This window comes from Streptococcus sp. 9.1 (assembly GCF_016648815.1).
GTDB lineage: Bacteria > Bacillota > Bacilli > Lactobacillales > Streptococcaceae > Streptococcus > Streptococcus salivarius_E.
On record NZ_JACLQS010000021.1, the window covers coordinates 13,286 to 28,504 of the forward strand.

At 41.4% G+C, this 15,219-nt stretch carries 11 protein-coding genes; 6 read left to right on the forward strand and 5 right to left on the reverse strand.

Annotation, left to right across the window (positions count from 1 at the left end):
• The first annotated feature begins 167 nt into the window (after positions 1-167).
• Both polA and H7T93_RS09380 read left to right on the forward strand, forming a co-directional pair.
• Positions 168-2,807, forward strand: a complete 2,640-nt coding sequence (gene polA / locus H7T93_RS09375) for a DNA polymerase I (protein ID WP_201041919.1) — start codon at positions 168-170, stop codon at positions 2,805-2,807.
• Between the two features lie 416 nt (positions 2,808-3,223).
• Positions 3,224-4,321, forward strand: a complete 1,098-nt coding sequence (locus H7T93_RS09380; protein ID WP_021146497.1) for a DUF6287 domain-containing protein — start codon at positions 3,224-3,226, stop codon at positions 4,319-4,321.
• A gap of 295 nt (positions 4,322-4,616) precedes the next feature.
• On the opposite strand, the gene mutY is transcribed toward H7T93_RS09380, so the two are convergent.
• Both mutY and H7T93_RS09390 read right to left on the reverse strand, forming a co-directional pair.
• On the reverse strand, positions 4,617-5,768 hold the full coding sequence (mutY, locus tag H7T93_RS09385; RefSeq protein WP_195918146.1) for an A/G-specific adenine glycosylase: 1,152 nt from the start codon (positions 5,766-5,768) through the stop codon (positions 4,617-4,619).
• Positions 5,769-7,265: 1,497 nt separating this feature from the next.
• The gene (locus H7T93_RS09390; protein WP_230310597.1) at positions 7,266-7,898 is read right to left on the reverse strand and encodes a hypothetical protein; all 633 of its coding nucleotides are present in this window, start codon (positions 7,896-7,898) and stop codon (positions 7,266-7,268) included.
• A 203-nt stretch (positions 7,899-8,101) separates the two neighbouring features.
• Between H7T93_RS09390 and rpsF the strand changes: the two genes are divergently transcribed.
• The 3 genes from rpsF to rpsR are packed head-to-tail and all read left to right on the forward strand — an operon-like array spanning position 8,102 to position 9,203.
• Positions 8,102-8,392, forward strand: a complete 291-nt coding sequence (gene rpsF / locus H7T93_RS09395) for a 30S ribosomal protein S6 (RefSeq protein ID WP_003093185.1) — start codon at positions 8,102-8,104, stop codon at positions 8,390-8,392.
• A gap of 11 nt (positions 8,393-8,403) precedes the next feature.
• A complete protein-coding gene (locus H7T93_RS09400) occupies positions 8,404-8,922 on the forward strand; it encodes a single-stranded DNA-binding protein (protein ID WP_002891844.1) in 519 nt (172 codons plus the stop codon).
• 41 nt (positions 8,923-8,963) lie between these two features.
• Positions 8,964-9,203, forward strand: coding sequence for a 30S ribosomal protein S18 (gene rpsR / locus H7T93_RS09405; RefSeq protein ID WP_000068665.1), 240 nt, complete (start codon positions 8,964-8,966; stop codon positions 9,201-9,203).
• A 122-nt stretch (positions 9,204-9,325) separates the two neighbouring features.
• Here the strand turns inward: rpsR and H7T93_RS09410 are convergent, their stop codons facing one another.
• The 3 genes from H7T93_RS09410 to H7T93_RS09420 all read right to left on the reverse strand — a co-directional run bounded on the left by H7T93_RS09410 (position 9,326) and on the right by H7T93_RS09420 (position 12,009).
• Entirely contained in the window at positions 9,326-10,207 is an 882-nt protein-coding gene (locus H7T93_RS09410) for a DUF4300 family protein (protein ID WP_037620143.1), read from the reverse strand.
• Positions 10,208-10,323: 116 nt separating this feature from the next.
• Entirely contained in the window at positions 10,324-10,995 is a 672-nt protein-coding gene (locus tag H7T93_RS09415; RefSeq protein WP_014635046.1) for a DUF1129 domain-containing protein, read from the reverse strand.
• A 69-nt stretch (positions 10,996-11,064) separates the two neighbouring features.
• Positions 11,065-12,009 carry a magnesium transporter CorA family protein gene (locus tag H7T93_RS09420; RefSeq protein ID WP_021143614.1) on the reverse strand — a complete coding sequence of 315 codons (945 nt, stop codon included), beginning with the start codon at positions 12,007-12,009 and terminating at the stop codon, positions 11,065-11,067.
• Between the two features lie 293 nt (positions 12,010-12,302).
• Here H7T93_RS09420 and uvrA point away from each other — a divergent pair, with 293 nt between their 5' ends.
• On the forward strand, positions 12,303-15,128 hold the full coding sequence (uvrA, locus tag H7T93_RS09425) for an excinuclease ABC subunit UvrA (RefSeq protein ID WP_201041921.1): 2,826 nt from the start codon (positions 12,303-12,305) through the stop codon (positions 15,126-15,128).
• Positions 15,129-15,219: the final 91 nt, after the last annotated feature.

Consider the following 15,219-nt stretch of genomic DNA (forward strand, 5'->3'; position numbering starts at 1 on the left):
TAAGCGGGCTTTTGTCATCAGATGTTGACTGGCTATTTTTACAGTTTATCTCTGAACAATTTTCCTTGAAGTTTTTTATTTTTGAACGACTATTTTACAAAAGAGTCTCCCTAAAATAAGAGATTTTCAATTAAAACCAATGCTCCCATCTATGCTATAATAAACCTATGACTAATCAGAAAAAATTACTCCTAATCGACGGTTCATCCGTTGCCTTTCGTGCCTTTTTCGCACTTTATAATCAAATTGACCGTTTTCGTAACAATAACGGACTTCATACCAATGCTATCTACGGTTTCCACCTCATGTTGGACAACCTGCTTGAGCGTATCCAACCGACCCATGTTTTGGTAGCCTTTGATGCTGGTAAAACAACTTTCCGTACAGAGATGTTTGCGGACTATAAGGCTGGTCGTGCCAAGACTCCAGAGGAATTCCGTGAGCAGTTCCCTTATATCCGTGAGATGTTGGCTGCACGTGGCATCGCCTATTATGACTTGGCTCAGTACGAAGCAGATGACATTATCGGTACCTTAGCTAAGATGGCTGAAAATACCAGTGAGGACTACCAAATCACAGTTGTTTCTGGGGATAAAGATTTGATTCAGCTGACTGACGAAAATACAGTCGTTGAGATTTCGAAGAAAGGTGTAGCCGAGTTTGAGGCCTTCACACCTGACTACCTCATGAAAAAGATGGGAATTACTCCGGCGCAATTCATTGACCTTAAAGCCCTTATGGGAGATAAATCTGATAATATTCCAGGGGTTACTAAGATTGGTGAAAAGACTGGTCTCAAGCTCCTCTTGGAACACGGTTCCCTTGAAGGTATCTATAACCACATCGACGAGATGAAGAAGTCCAAAATGAAGGAAAATCTCATCAATGACAAGGAACAAGCCTTCCTTTCTAAGACCCTGGCGACTATTGATACCCAGTCACCTATTGAAATTGGTCTCGATGACACGGCCTTTACGGGACCTGACCTTGAAAAATTGACAGCCTTTTATGATGAGATGGGCTTTGTTCAGTTTAAAAATGCCCTTGGTGGCGAGGCTGTGCCACAAGATTTTGATGTGGCCTATACTGAGCCAAGCCAAGTGACAGAAGATCACTTCAGCCCTGATGATTTCTTTTATTTTGAAATCCTTGGTGACAATTATCACACTGAGCCTATCATCGGTTTTGCATGGGGTAACGACAAGCAGATTTATGCGTCTACAGATACTGACCTACTCAAATCAGAAGCCTTCCAGGCAGCTCTTTCTAAAGCTGTTAATATCTACGATTTCAAGCGTAGTAAGGTGCTCTTGAGCCATCTAGGTATTGACTTGCCTACGGCTAATTTTGATGCCCGTCTGGCCAAGTACCTCCTCTCAACCGTTGAGGACAATGAATTGTCAACCATTGCCCGTCTCTATACAGACTTGCCGCTTGAAACAGATGAAGTGGTCTATGGTAAAGGGGCTAAACGTGCTGTTCCTGAAAAAGAGGTCTTGCTCAGCCACCTAGCTAAAAAAGTCAAGGTCCTTCAGGTAGCTAAACCTGTCATGCTTGAAAAATTGGCTGAACACGGCCAATCAGAGCTCCTCTTTGATATGGAGTTACCACTGGCAAATGTGCTAGCTAAGATGGAAATCGCTGGTATTAAGGTTAAGGGACAAACCCTTAACGAGATGGCAGTGGAAAACCAAGTAGTCATCGATAAATTGACCCAAGAAATCTATGAAATGGCGGGCGAAGAGTTTAATATCAACTCGCCAAAACAGTTGGGTGTCATCCTCTTCGAAAAGATGGGACTACCTTTGGAATACACTAAGAAAACTAAGACTGGTTACTCGACAGCTGTTGATGTCCTTGAACGTTTGGCACCAATTGCTCCAATCGTAGCCAAGATTTTGGAGTACCGCCAAATCACCAAGCTTCAGTCTACCTATGTCTTGGGGCTTCAGGACTATATTCTTGAGGATGGCAAGATCCATACCCGTTACGTTCAAGATTTAACACAGACAGGTCGCCTCTCATCAGTGGATCCAAACTTGCAAAATATCCCCGTTCGCTTGGAGCAAGGCCGTCTCATCCGTAAGGCCTTTGTCCCATCGACTGAGGACGCAGTGCTTTTAAGCTCAGATTATTCACAGATTGAGTTGCGCGTGCTTGCCCACATTTCGGGAGATGAGCATTTGATTGCTGCCTTTAAAGAGGGGGCAGATATCCATACCTCTACAGCCATGCGTGTCTTTGGTATTGAAAAGCCAGAGGATGTCACACCTAACGACCGTCGTAACGCCAAGGCTGTTAACTTCGGTATCGTTTATGGCATTTCTGACTTCGGCCTTTCTAACAACCTTGGCATTAGCCGTAAGAAGGCCAAGGAGTATATCGACACCTACTTTGAGCGCTATCCAGGCATTAAGGCCTATATGGATAATGTGGTTCGTGAGGCCAAGGATAAAGGATATGTAGAAACTCTCTTCCATCGCCGTCGTGAGTTGCCAGATATCAATTCTCGTAACTTTAATGTTCGCAACTTCGCAGAGCGTACAGCCATCAACTCGCCTATTCAGGGAAGTGCTGCTGATGTCCTCAAGATTGCTATGATTAACTTAGACAAGGCTTTGGTAGAAGGTGGCTATAAAACTAAGATGCTCCTCCAAGTGCACGATGAAATCGTCCTTGAGGTGCCAAACGATGAACTTGTAGCGATGAAAGCCTTGGTTAAAGAAACCATGGAAGCTGCAGTCGAACTCGCTGTCCCACTCATTGCAGATGAGAATGACGGCCGTACATGGTATGAGGCAAAGTAAAACATGAAAGAAAATTTTCCATTTACCTATTTTCTCTTGCGTTACATGCTAGGATTTCTGGCTGTTATCCTAGGTATTGTAGCAGTATTGGTGATTATCACCTACTTTATGACCAAGTAGAAATAGACAGATGAAAGCTGGACTGAGGTTCGGCTTTTTTTGATGCAGATATTTGTAATTGTAAAAATAATCACTAATCAATATCTAGACATTTTAATCAAAACTCTAATTTAATTGAGGATGGAATTGTTGGATTATAGTGAAAGCTATGATTATATAAGTGTTCTTGATAAATAAATATAAATTAATTTTTCAAAAAATACTTGACTTATCAACCATACAATTGTTAACATAATGTCAGAGAGATTTAAATGATTTAATATTTATATTAGGTCGTTTCTTATGAAAGGATAGTTATGAAAAAGAAGTTAACAGGATTTGCGCTCTTATCAAGTTTGTTCTTGTTGACAGCTTGTAACGCAACAAATACGGACGTTCCAGGTTCAGGCGACAGTACTTCTAAGTCTGAGCAAGTGAGTAGTGATTCATCTGAGACTGGGGAAGTGAGCTACGATGAACTCTACGCTTCGGTCTTGGACCTCTATCGTCCCATTGCTTTGAACGGCGATACATCAGCTGTTCCAGGTGATCTTTCGTCTGACGAAGCTTATGCGACTAGCACTATTTTTGATGCTAAAAGAGCAGGAGAAAACGTGCAATATAGCTATGTAGACATCAACGATGATGGTTCAGCTGAGCTTTTGATTGGTACCCCTGACAGTGTTCACGCGCTATATTATCTTGATAATGATGATAAGCCTGTATTTGCAAAAAGTGCTGGAACCTTTGCCAAGGGTGGTTACTTGAGTACCATGAAATTTTATAAAGATGGTACGATTTACTGCCAACAATTCCAGCGTATGAGACCTGAGGCCAAGGCTGAGACCTATGAAATCAAGGATGGCGCCTTTAACCAACTTCAATCGGTTGATTTCAGTATGTCTGAGACAACAGACGGTGCAAGTAAGGTTGGTCTCGGTGACGCTCAGACTCTTGATTTGTCTGTCGAGGATTGGTATGACTTTGACGACTCAAGTAGTGACGAGACAGAAGCAAGCAGTAGCGACAGCAAATCAAATAAAGAGACTGGTATGGACATCAATGCTATTCAGAATGGTGATTTCTCAAGTATCGCTGGAACTTGGAAGAATGGCAAAGGCTATACGATGACCTTTGATAAAAATGGGTTAGTGAGTGATACTGAGAAAGTAGCAATTGAATATGGTAAAATTGCTGATGGCTTTTTTAAAGCAGGACTTGTGCCAAAAGAAGTTGGTCCTGGTGGTGGAATGATTGCATTCTTACCCAAAGGAGTAGCCTTGACCGGTTCTGTAACATCATCACCAAATGAGAAAGCTGATGATCAGTCAGATAAAAGTAAGGACCGCATCTGGAGTGGTCAGTCAATTTATGGAACCACTGACGACAGTTACTTCTTCTATAAAGTCGATTAATAATTTTCAAGCCGAAACTTAAACGTTTCGGCTTTTTTGTCCTCCATAGTGACATTTATGTCACTATTTTTTATTGGCCATCTTACCTATAATAGAGGCATAACTGAGAACAGCGACAGGAGTTCTTACTAAAAAGGAGTGTCGTATTATGATTGAATTTTTGATGTCAAAAAATGTGACTTATTTGGAATTGTTTTATATCTTTCTGGGAGTAGTTCTTTCAAAGGTATACCTTGCTTTGCGTGGCCGGAAGCACAATAAACTTGATGCATAAGAAAAAGGGTAGCACTCAATGCTATCCTTTTTTGCTGTCTTTATAAGTTTTAATCATTTTCTTCTGTGGTGTGGCCATTGGGAACTGGTCGAAGTCCTCAGCCGCTACCCAGCATAGCTCCTTATCGGTAGTGACTTTATCGTCATTAACGCTACCTTCCACCATCTCGATGGTCCATTTTTGATGGCTGAAGGTATGCTTTACGGGTGCAAAATTATTGCTAGACCACTCTGGTTTGAGGGAATAATCTTTCTCAAAAATAGCTTTTTGAGAGACTGTCTCGAGAATACTATCATCCTTTTCAAAAAGGCTGAGTTGTTGGCTAATAAAGTCTGTTTCCATGATAGGGAAGGACCAGAAACCACCTAGCAGACGTCCCTCGATATTTTTTTCGAGCAGAAATTCACCCTTTGCATTTCTGATAATAAAAGCCTGAATTTGCATAGGTTTAGGCTTTTTCTTTGGCAATTTGATGGGGTATTTGTCATAAGTTCCATTGAGATAGGCTGCACAGAAAAAGCGAATAGGGCTTTCGTTGGGTCTTGGATTTTTAGCTGACTCGATATCAGTCCCAAGGTCCATAAGCGCCTGGTTAAAGTCACCTGGACGGTCAGGGTCAATCAAAATGTCCATAATCGCTTGGAAAATCTTACGATTTTTGGCGTCTCCGATATCGTAGTTAACCTCAAAGAGACGAGCCATAACCCGCATAACATTACCATCAACAGCAGGTTCTGGGAGCCCAAAAGCAATGCTAGAAATAGCACCAGCAGTATAGGGTCCGATGCCCTTGAGTTTGGCAATGTTTTCATATGTATCTGGAAACTGACCATCAAAGTCATCCATGATTTGTTGCGCAGCCTTTTGCATGTTTCGGACACGTGAATAGTAGCCTAGTCCCTCCCAAGCTTTGAGAAGCTTCTCTTCTGGGGCTTCGGCCAAATCCTTAACTGTTGGGAACCAGTCTAAAAAGCGCTCGTAATAGGGAATAACAGTCTGAACCTGGGTTTGTTGTAGCATGATTTCACTGACCCAGATATAGTATGGATTTCTAGTCCTACGCCAGGGGAGGTCTCGTTTCTCTCGATCGTACCAGTCCAGGAGGGTGCGACGAAAAGACGCGATTTTCTCAGCGTCCCACATGACAATGCCGTATTCTTTTAAATCTAACATGTCTCTATTGTAGCAAAGAAATCTTTTTTCAAAAAATTATGCGTTTTTCTGTTAAAAAGATTGACAAAAGTAAGCGTTTACATTATACTAAAAGTGTAAAGAAGATAAGGATTCATCAAGGAGGTAAGAGCCATGGTGAGAGTAAATATTTCAAGGTACAAAAACGGAGACTAAGATCTCTAAACAAAACAGTAGGCAAAACAAATAACTTTACCAATCATCTCTGAGGAGCGTGACCGCATGACAGTAGGGCGGTACAAGAACGGAGATTAATTCAGTCGCATAAAATAGCTACAAGGGAGTGATACCACCAGAAGTCGAAAACCAAACTCAAATCTGTTAACTTAAGAAAAGTGAGGTAAAGCTCATGAGAAATGTTAGTAGGTATAAAAATGGAGACACATAGGTTGTTGCGTAAAATAGCCTAAGGAGTGATACCCATGCCACACGAAACGTAAATCCTATATTCTTAAGATGAACGAGGTGAGTTCATGAAAAATATGAGTAGGTATAAAAACGGCGATTAATAATGTTGCATAAAATAGCTACAAGGGAGTGATACCACCAGAAATCGAAAGCTAAACTCAAGATTAACGTCAAAAAGTGAGGTAAAGCTCATGAGAAATGTTAGTAGGTATAAAAATGGAGACACTTAAGCTGTTGCGTAAAATAGCTTAAGGAGTGATACCCATGCCAAATGAGTAATCTATCGACAAAAGTTAAATGCTTAAATCTTGTAACAAAGTACCGAGGTGACGCTTATGTTGATGTTTGATGTAAGTCGTTATAAGAACGGCGACAAGTAAACCTCATTGAGTGGTCAATGGGGAGATAGGTCTCAAATCATATGAATCAGAGGTGATTACTATGATGATGAATTTAGGACGTTATAAAAATGGAGACACTTCAAGTTATTGCATAAAATAGCTTAGGGAGTGATACCGATGTAATAGAAATTTTACAATGCTTGAAAGTTGTTTGTAAGTTGATGGAGGTAATCTATGATTGCTAGGTATAAAAATGGAGACACACAATGACTCCTCCTTATGAAAATATTTTTTACAAAATTCCAAAAGGATGTTCTAATGACAATTGAAGAATCTTAAAAGCTCATTCTAGCGTGTAAGAATGAGCTTTTTGATATGTTGAATATTAGTGGATTTTAGTGAGAGACTCTTAGTCCTTTTTGTTCAACCGAACCTTCCGTAGGAGAGCAAGCCTTTTTTGTTCTTTTACTAGAGTCATAAAGATTTGGTATTGATTTTTAAGATGCGGTAGGAAACTCTTAGGAATTTTACTATCGAAGTTTAGGTTGTTCAGAAATATGGGGGCACTACTGTCTCTATAGATTTGTCCTTGGAAGAAGTAGTTGTCGGTCACGATATCAACTGAGATACGTGATGAGCGCCATCGACGTTTGCGCATGTATTTGGGTTTCCAACGAATCTTAAGTTGCTGGTCCTTGATATACCACCCCATGATGTCTATTTTGGCGGTCTATTTCGTTTTGTCATCAAAGTAGGTTACTGGTACGCTTAAAACCTGCTGGCTTCTTGGTGAGGTTAAGAAGGGGTGAAAATCAGGAATGAAGTCGTAGTCCTTGCTAGACACTTCCGATAGACCGTCTTCTTCTCGTATTTTGCCACGGCTGACGTACTTGAAGAAGTCAAAACTCTTACCTTGTCTTTCTAGTCGTTCAGCATCTAATTGATATCTTGTCACCTGATCACCGGTATTTTTAGTCGTCTTGAAGTAACGCATGATTTCTGCATCCTTGTAGTAAAGAGCAACGAGATTTTTTAGACGTTGACTAGGGTTCAGAGAGTGTAACTTGTCTGGAAAGGACAAGATTTGTATGTTTTGGACAGCGGCTAAAGGAACAGCAGCGATACCAGATAAGAGCTTGTCTAGTTCAAAGAGGGAGACGGTATCAAAATGACTGGTATGACCAAGCTGATGTGTTATGTCAACAACAAAGAGGTTATTGTCCTGTTTGAAAGTGATAATGTAGACGTCACTCGGACCTAAGTTTTTTAAATCATATTCTAGGGAAGTAATAGGAATATTATAGTAGTGGTTAAAGGTTGGAAGCCCTAGTTTTTCTCCTAATTTCTTTTTATGATAAAGCATTCTCTTATTTTAGCATGAAGTTTGGCCGGAGAAAAGACGACTCATAAGGCTTAATTTTTCTCTTAGCGATTCAAATTTCTATCTATTCACTTTTCCCTTGCATTATCCTTCAAACTTTGGTAGAATTATATCTTGTGAGTGCACCTCACTTACTCGTGGCGAAAGACCATGAGTCATTAGACCAAAAGAGGAGGAAAATATCAATGGCTAAATACGAAATTCTTTATATCATTCGTCCAAACATTGAAGAAGAAGCTAAAAACGCTTTGGTAGCACGTTTCGATTCTATCTTGACTGACAACGGTGCAACTGTTGTTGAATCAAAAGATTGGGAAAAACGTCGTCTTGCATACGAAATCCAAGATTTCCGTGAAGGACTTTACCACGTTGTTAACGTTGAAGCAAACGACGATGCAGCTCTTAACGAGTTCGACCGTCTTTCAAAAATCAACGGTGACATTCTTCGTCACATGATCGTTAAACTTGACGCGTAAGAAGGTAAATTATGATTAATAATGTCGTACTCGTTGGTCGCATGACCCGTGATGCGGAACTTCGTTATACACCAAGTAACGTTGCTGTTGCAACATTCAGCCTTGCGGTTAACCGTAACTTCAAGGGTGCTAATGGTGAACGTGAAACAGACTTTATTAACTGTGTTATCTGGCGCCAGCAAGCTGAAAATTTGGCTAACTGGGCTAAGAAAGGCGCATTGATTGGAATTACAGGTCGTATTCAGACTCGTAACTATGAAAATCAACAAGGTCAACGTGTTTACGTAACTGAAGTTGTCGCTGATAATTTCCAAATGTTGGAAAGCCGTGCGGCACGTGAAGGTCACAGTGGTGGTTCTTACAACGCTGGAGGATTTGATAATTCAAATTCATTCGGTGGTGGAGCTTCAACTGGTGGTTCATTTGGTGGATCACAACCTGCGCAATCTACACCAAACTTCGGTCGTGATGAGAGTCCATTTGGTAATTCAAATCCAATGGATATTTCAGATGACGATCTCCCATTCTAAGAATGGACAAAACGAATTAAATATATAAAGGAGAAATAAACATGGCTCAACAACGTCGTGGCGGATTCAAACGCCGTAAAAAAGTTGATTACATCGCAGCTAACAAAATCGAATATGTTGATTACAAAGATACTGAGCTTCTTAGCCGTTTCGTTTCAGAACGTGGTAAAATTCTTCCACGTCGTGTAACAGGAACTTCAGCTAAAAACCAACGTAAAGTAACAACAGCGATTAAACGCGCTCGCGTTATGGCACTTATGCCTTACGTAAACGAAGACTAAAAATAATACCCTCGACAGAGGGTGTTTTTTTCTGCCTAGATTTTGTGGGCTTTTTTCTTTTTAGGCTTGTGTGCTGAGTTTTATTTTATACTTTAGGGAAAAAGAACAACCAACTGGCCTTCTCATTCGTCTTGAGGAGCTAGTTGGTTGTTTTGTGGTATATAGAGTGTGTTTTCTAAGAAATCATCAAATTTTTGGTCGTTAACGAGGATATCGACATTGTCTTTGAAGACCTTGAAGCGGTTGGATAACCAGTGTGTTTTGATGTCTGCCCAATTGTTGAAGCGATTCCACCTGTAAGGAAGTGTAGGGTCCTGTTTTTCAAAGACATAGATACTGCTGTTTTTTTCGTAAGCTATAGCCGTGTGGAAATTGCTGACATCACCAGGGCTATTTTGAAAGACTGAGAGGAGTTTAACCTTTTCTGGAAACTTGAGTCCAGCTTTTTTCCAAGCTTTAAGGAGGTCATCCGTAGACTGATAGCTGATATTATCCCCAAAGAGGAGACTATAGAGAGCTTGATCTTTGGCAGTTAGATCTTTGTGGCGTGACTTAAGATCTATAAATTCATTTTGAAGGGGGAGGTCTAATTTGGTGAGGTCCTCTGAACTTGTGATAAGATCATGAAGAAGGAGGAACGATGTTCGTCGGCAGTTTAAGTCATCAGTAAAATGTGATTTGTTATCTTCGAAAGTTTTTTCATTAAGGAAGGTGACGAATTGATTTTGATCCTTGCCGATTTTACTTTGAGTCCATTTTTTGACAACAGGTTGGAGGTTTGTATTTTCCTGATTGTAACGACTAATATAAGGGGCTAGATTGTCCCAGTCTTTTGTCGGAATGCCCTTGCTTTTTAAGGCTTTTGCTAGCTGTTTTTCCTGAGTAGAAGTCGTCACATTGTTAAAACTATAGTAAGCTTGATAGTTTTTCTGAGTATTCTTGTGGCCACAAGCCATAAGTAGTAGGCAGCAAGCAATGATTAGTAGAGGGAATTTGATACGCATCTATTGGAATTCTTTCTTTTGTCTATTAACTTTAACATTTTAGTATAGAATAGCCAACTGTGTCAAGATTTCTGACGTAAAAAAGCACCCATAAAGGTGCTTGAGGTTGAGAATGATTAAGATGCAGGTGCGTAAGTACTTTGAACGTTGTAGTGACGTTTGAAGAAGTATTTGGCAACACCAGCGATGACACCAATGATAAGGATCACAATTGGTGAAAGACCAGGGTTAAGGTAGCTTGGAAGAAGGGCTGTAAGACTAAAGAGAGCAAACCATGCAATAAAAGAGAGTGTGATGACGGTCATGCTGAACCACCATTTTGGACGTTCTTCTTTTGGTTTGTTATTGTGACGGTAGATGTAGTGATAAGGGGTATACATAGCAAGGCCTCCAATGAATGACACTGAAAGAAGGGTTGTGAGACCGTAGCTAGTTTGTGTACCTGAGAAACCAAAGATTGCGTTCATGATAGCAACGATGGCTAGAAGGAAGAGTGAGGTATCAAGCCACATCTTCCAAGGTGTTTTATCTGTTTCTGGCACTTCTTTGTTAGGCTTACCAGTTTCAGGTTTATGGTGTTTTTCAGGAGAGAAACTAGCAGCCCAAACAGTTGGAGCACCAAGGAGTCCACGTCCTGTAATTCCTTTTTTTTGATTTTCGATAAGTTCAGGAATGACATTGCCAAGAATGTCTTTGATTTCTTGGTCTGATTTACCATCTTTGATGAGTTGGTTAGTTGCGATGTGGATAAATTCTTGGTTTTTCTTGGTGAGTTTTTGGATGTCCATGAGATGACCTTTCGATAAATAGTATTATTTTTTTAGTTTTGTAGTTTAGGGAAAAGAAGAGGCTCTATGTTAGAACCATTTTTTCCTGATAAAGTAGATAACAACGCAGGATGACCCGAAGGCTGCCATGAAGAAGATGACCCAAAAGGCGTTATCTAAATCGTTTAGAGGCATAGAATTGTTTTTAAAGTTCATACCGTAGGCGGAGAAGATAACGGTTGGGATGTCCAGAGCCATAGTCATGAGAGCGAGTGTCTTCATGATAGTGTTCTGGTTGTTGCCGATGATAGAAGCAGAGGTTTCAGCCATGGCATTCAAGACATTTTCATAGATACCTGCCATCTCAATGGCCTGTTGGGTTTCGACCAGTGTATCTTCCAAGAGATCCTCGTCCTCGATATATTTCTTCAAGCTAGAGGCGTTACCTGTTAGCTTTTTGACAATTCGCTCATTCATCTTAAGTGAGGCTTTTAGATAGACAATGGATTTTTCCAATTCCATCATGTCAATCAAGTGCTCGTTTTTAGTCGCATTTTCCAACTGAGCTTCCAATTTATCGCTCTGACGGTCGATAGAACGTAGGGCGGTTAGGAAGAGTTGAGCATTGCGATAGAGAATCTGAAAGACAAAACGGGTCTTCATAAAGGTGTAGAAGTTACGTACACGGTGGTTGAGGAAGTTGTCCATGAGGCTGATGTCCTCGAGACAGGTTGTAACAACCACCTCATCGGTAACGATGATACCCAATGGAATAGTGACGTAGTAGCTTTTGTTATTACGCTCTTCTTGGGTTGGGACGTCGACCAGAATCAGGGTGTAGTCATCTTCGACATCGATACGTGATGTTTCTTCCACGTCCAGAGGGGCACGGAGGTCTTGAATATCAATGTTAAAACGTTCTGCGACCTTCATGGCTTCTTCTTGGGAAGGGTTCACCAAATGAATCCAAGCACCAGGCTCGAATGTTTCAATTTCTTTGAATTCTTTTCCGGTGGATAAGAACATTTGTTTCAATGGGAACCCCTCCTTTGTCATTAGGTAAGCGCTAGCGCCTTGATTACAAAAGGATTTTTACAATCGCTTTTAAGTCCAATAAACACTGCTCTTAGCTATTTTAGTGCTGTCAAATGAGGCTTGGGACGATGTTCCTTGCCTTTTTTAGACACTCCAATATTATACTACATTTGAAACATTTTTGGGCTGGATAAATTGAAATTTTGTTATAATATGAGAGAAAGTCGGGATGGATTTTCCCTCCGTCTGTAGAAAGGAGTGGCCGTAGCTTCTGGGTTAGGGTCTCTTAAAATATGCAAGATAAGTTAGTGATTCATGGAGCAAGAGCTCACAATTTAAAAAATATCGATGTGGAGATTCCACGTGATAAACTGGTAGTGGTTACGGGTTTGTCAGGTTCTGGGAAGTCTTCCTTGGCCTTTGATACCATCTATGCAGAGGGGCAACGTCGTTATGTTGAAAGTCTCTCGGCTTATGCCCGTCAGTTTTTGGGTAATATGGAGAAACCTGATGTGGACTCGATTGATGGTTTGAGTCCTGCCATCTCCATTGATCAGAAAACAACAAGCAAAAACCCTCGTTCGACGGTCGGGACGGCAACGGAGATTAATGACTATCTTCGTCTCCTTTATGCGCGTGTGGGTGTCCCCTATTGTCCTAATGGTCATGGAGCCATTCAGTCGTCCTCTGTGGAACAGATTGTTGACGAGGTTCTAGCCCTTCCAGAGCGTACACGTATGCAAATTTTGGCACCAATTGTTCGTCGTAGGAAAGGGCAACACAAGGCTGTTTTTGAGCGTGTACAGAAAGACGGTTATGTTCGTGTTCGTGTAGATGGTGAGATTTACGATGTCACAGAAGTGCCAGAGTTGTCCAAGTCTAAGATGCATAATATCGAAGTGGTTGTAGACCGCTTGGTAAATAAGGAGGGTATCCGTAGTCGTCTCTTTGATTCGGTGGAGGCGGCCCTTCGTTTAGCAGATGGTTACTTGATTGTGGATACTATGGATGATAATGAGTTGCTTTACTCAGAGCATTATTCTTGTCCGGTTTGTGGCTTCACAGTGCCAGAGTTGGAGCCCCGTCTCTTTTCATTCAATGCACCGTTTGGCTCTTGTCCGACCTGTGATGGTTTGGGTAATAAACTGGAAGTTGATATGGATTTGGTTATCCCTGATGCTAGTAAAACCTTGCGTGAGGGTGCTCTGGCGCCTTGGAATCCTATATCATCCAACTATTATCCAGCTATGCTTGAGCAGGCCATGGAGCAGTTCGGCGTGGATATGGATACACCATTTGAAAATCTGAAAAAAGAAGAACAGGATTTGATCCTCTATGGATCTGAGGACCGCGAATTCCACTTCCATTATGTTAATGATTTTGGTGGGGTGCGTGATATTGACATTCCTTTTGAAGGGGTTGTGACTAATATTAATCGTCGCTACCACGAGACCAATAGTGATTTCACTCGCAATGTCATGCGAGGTTATATGAATGAGTTGTCATGTCCAACTTGTCATGGCTATCGTCTTAATGAAGCAGCTCTCTCGGTTCGTGTTGGTGGTGAGAATGGCCTAAATATTGGTCAAATCTCTGATTTGTCTATTTCAGATCATCTTCAGGAAATTGATAGCCTGGAATTAGGTGAAAATGAAGGAGTGATCGCTCGTCCAATTGTTAAGGAAATCAAGGATCGCTTGACTTTCCTTAATAATGTAGGTCTTAATTATTTGACCCTCTCTCGTATGGCCGGAACCCTTTCTGGGGGTGAGAGTCAGCGTATCCGTTTGGCGACACAGATTGGCTCTAACCTTTCTGGAGTCCTATATGTTTTGGATGAGCCTTCTATTGGGCTTCATCAGCGTGACAATGATCGCTTGATATCAAGTCTTAAAAAGATGCGTGACTTGGGCAATACCCTGATTGTGGTGGAGCATGATGAAGATACTATGCGTGAGGCTGACTGGCTTATTGATGTGGGACCTGGTGCTGGTGCTTTTGGTGGTCAAATCATGGCCTTAGGAACCCCAGAGGAAGTTGCTAAGAACAAGAATTCAATCACCGGGCAATATCTGTCAGGTGCAAAATCAATTCCTGTTCCTCAGGAACGTCGTGTAGGTAATGGTCGTTTTATCGAGGTTAAAGGTGCTAGTGAAAATAACCTTAAGAATGTATCTGTCAAGTTTCCACTTGGAAAGTTGATTGCAGTCACTGGTGTTTCTGGTTCGGGAAAATCGACTTTGGTTAACGGAATTCTCAAGAAAAAGATTGCCCAAGAGCTTAATCGAAATAGTGAGAAACCTGGTAAACACAAATCAGTGACAGGAATCGAGTATATCGAGCGTTTGATTGATATTGACCAAAGTCCAATTGGGCGTACACCTCGTTCTAATCCAGCGACTTATACGGGCGTCTTTGACGATATTCGTGATCTGTTTGCCCAAACCAATGAGGCCAAGATTCGCGGTTACAAGAAGGGACGTTTCTCTTTCAATGTCAAGGGCGGCCGTTGTGAAGCCTGCTCTGGTGATGGTATTATCAAGATTGAGATGCATTTCTTGCCTGACGTCTATGTCCCTTGTGAGGTTTGCCATGGCACACGCTATAATTCTGAGACCTTAGAAGTTCGTTATAAGGGGAAAAATATTGCTGAAATTCTGGATATGACAGTTGATGACGCAGTTGACTTCTTTGCGGCTATCCCTAAGATTGCTCGTAAGGTGCAGACAATCAAGGACGTGGGGCTCGGGTATGTGACTCTGGGACAACCAGCAACAACCTTATCAGGTGGTGAGGCTCAACGTATGAAACTGGCTAGTGAGTTGCACAAACGCTCTACTGGGAAGTCCTTCTACATTCTGGATGAACCGACGACGGGTCTCCATACGGATGACATTGCTCGTCTTTTGAAGGTGCTTCAGCGTTTTGCGGATGATGGCAACACTGTTCTCGTGATTGAGCACAATCTGGATGTTATCAAGACCGCAGACCATATCATCGATTTGGGTCCTGAAGGCGGTGTCGGTGGAGGTACTATCGTTGCTACAGGGACTCCAGAAGAGGTAGCAGCCGTTCCGGAAAGCTACACAGGACAATATTTGAAAGAAAAATTGACATAAAGGAAAAAGGGCTCACTGAACTGCACCCCAAAAGTTAGACAGAAAAAATCTAACTTTTGGGGTGTTTTTATTATGAAATTGACTTATGAAG